Source organism: Pontimicrobium sp. MEBiC01747 (assembly GCF_053601635.1).
In genome coordinates, this window is the sequence record NZ_JBSHNS010000037.1 from 1 (window position 1) to 2,384 (window position 2,384).

Consider the following 2,384-nt stretch of genomic DNA (forward strand, 5'->3'; position numbering starts at 1 on the left):
GAAAAGCCCAATGCGTCAAGAACACTTAAAAGAGTTTATAGACCTATATAATGGAAACAATATAAATAAGCGAAAAGAAACCTGGAGTGAAGATAATGAAGAAGGAAGATGGCGAAAATATAGCTATAAAGATATAATAGCAAGAGACAAAACAAGCCTAGATATTTTCTGGATAAAAGACAAAAGCTTAACCGATTTAGACAATTTACCAGACCCAGACATATTAGCCAATGAGATTATTGAAAACATAGAATCTGGACTAAGTAGTTTTAGGGAAATAATGGAAACCATTAACAGTAAATAAAATAACTAATGTAAAATATATTTTGTAATTAGTATCGCTACTATGATTAAAACGACTAAAATAAAAGAACCAGCTTTTTTTAAATCGGCAAGAGCGAAAGTGCTTAAAAATAGAATAGCACGGCATTTCTCTAAACCTATAGAAGCACGCAGCCAAACAAAATTCCCTGTAGAAGACATAGAAGCAGAATTAGCTGATGTAGAGCGGGAGTTATTAGAGAAAACTAACCATAAATGTGCCTATTGCGAATCGCCTTTAACCCTAAAAGGAAGAACCATAGATCATTATAGGCCAAATTATTCGGCTGCAGATACAAGTGGATTAATTTCTCAAGAACATTACTGGTGGTTAGCAGTGATATGGAATAATCTTTTTCCAGTCTGTATAGATTGTAAACACAGTAAAAGTAACTATTTCCCTGTATTAAAAAATAGAACATCGGTACGATACTATGGTAAAGAAGCCCTGTATAATGTGGAGTCACCAGTATTTATAGATCCAGAATACGAAAACCCAGAACACTATTTTTATTACGATGAAAAAGGAAGAATATACTCTAAAACCAAACGAGGCAACATAACAATAGATATTTTAGATTTAAATAGAAGAAAACTAGTAGCATCTAGACAAAGCGCTTTAGAAGACTTAGACCAGTATATAGGTTCGGAAATAAAAGAAACCTTAGAACCATCACAATTCGATAAAAAAGAAGAATATAAAATAGATGTTAAATTAGAAGGAGCAGAACAACTTTTATTTACTAATGCTATTCCATTTTCAGGTATTTTAAGATACTTTTTAAGGCAGTACTTTTTAGGACCAAATAGAAGCCTAGAACTTAATAATGCACCATCGAAATTTAAAAAAGCCTTTAAAATTAATATAAAAGAAGATGATGAAGCAGCAATGGATAATCAGTTTAGTAACTGGCCAACTAAGTTTAAAGTAGATTCTATAGCTATAAGAAACTATAAATCCATAGATAACCTTAATATTAAATTTAATAGAACAGAAAAAAGAAACGCAGGTTGGGCGATTTTAATAGGCGAAAATGGAGTAGGTAAAAGTTCTGCATTATCGGCAACTTTAAAAGCATTAATAGGTAGAGATTATTATGGATTAACCTTTAAAAAAGAGGAAATTAAAAGACATCAAAACGAAGATGCAGAGGTAAGCCTTCTGTTTAATAGTTCTACCAATAATTATGTCGTTAACATCGGTAACAAAATAACATATAGCTTACCTAAAAACTACTTTATAGAACACTCTATTATAGCCTTTGGGCCATTTAAGCATGCAAATAAAAAACTATTTGGTAAAAACAGATTTAAGGGAGGATGCTTTGTCGATAACTTTTTTAATCCAGCAATACCATTACATAATGCATTAAACTTTATTCTTCAATTATCAGAAAATCAATTTAATTATGTCTCTATAGCCATATTAGATTTACTAATGTTGGAGAACAAAGCAATAATAAACAGAGATTTAGAAAATCATAAAGTTTGGTATACCTATAATGAAACAGGAATACAACACTATTTTAATGAGTTAAGCGACGGTTACCAATCTGTTATAACATTAGGCTGTAATATTATTGAAGGTCTATTAAGAAATAACGAAAGCATAGCTAATGCATCTGGTTTTGTAGTTATAGACGAAATAGGTGCAAACTTACACCCACGGTGGAAAATGCAAATAGTAAAACGCTTACGCAGAACATTCCCAAACGTACAGTTTTTAGTAACAACACATGACCCTTTATGCTTAAAAGGTATAGAAGCAAACGAAACCTATGTATTAAAATCTAATAACGGTAAACTAGAAGTATTAAACGATTTACCAAACCCTTCAGAGTTTAGAGCAGACCAGTTATTAACCTCAGAGTTTTTTGGATTATATAGTACAGTAGACCCAGAGATGGAAACCGCTTTTAAAGCCTATTACGAATTATTATATAAACCAGAAGATAGTAGAACTCCAAAAGATAATAAACGTTTAAAAGCGCTTAAAAAAGAATTAAAGGCAAAAAACCATTTAGGAAATAGCCTTAGAGAAGAGTTGTTATACGTTGCTATAG

General features: G+C 31.2%; 1 protein-coding gene and 1 pseudogene. Both read left to right on the top strand.

Features of this window, described 5'->3' with window-relative positions; all coding sequences use genetic code 11:
• Positions 1 to 304 (top strand): annotated as a pseudogene (locus tag ACVC2P_RS00515) (SAM-dependent DNA methyltransferase); the annotation flags it as partial.
• A 42-nt stretch (positions 305 to 346) separates the two neighbouring features.
• The coding region (locus tag ACVC2P_RS00520) for an AAA family ATPase (RefSeq protein ID WP_452596529.1) at positions 347 to 2,384 on the top strand (2,038 nt) is incomplete at its 3' end.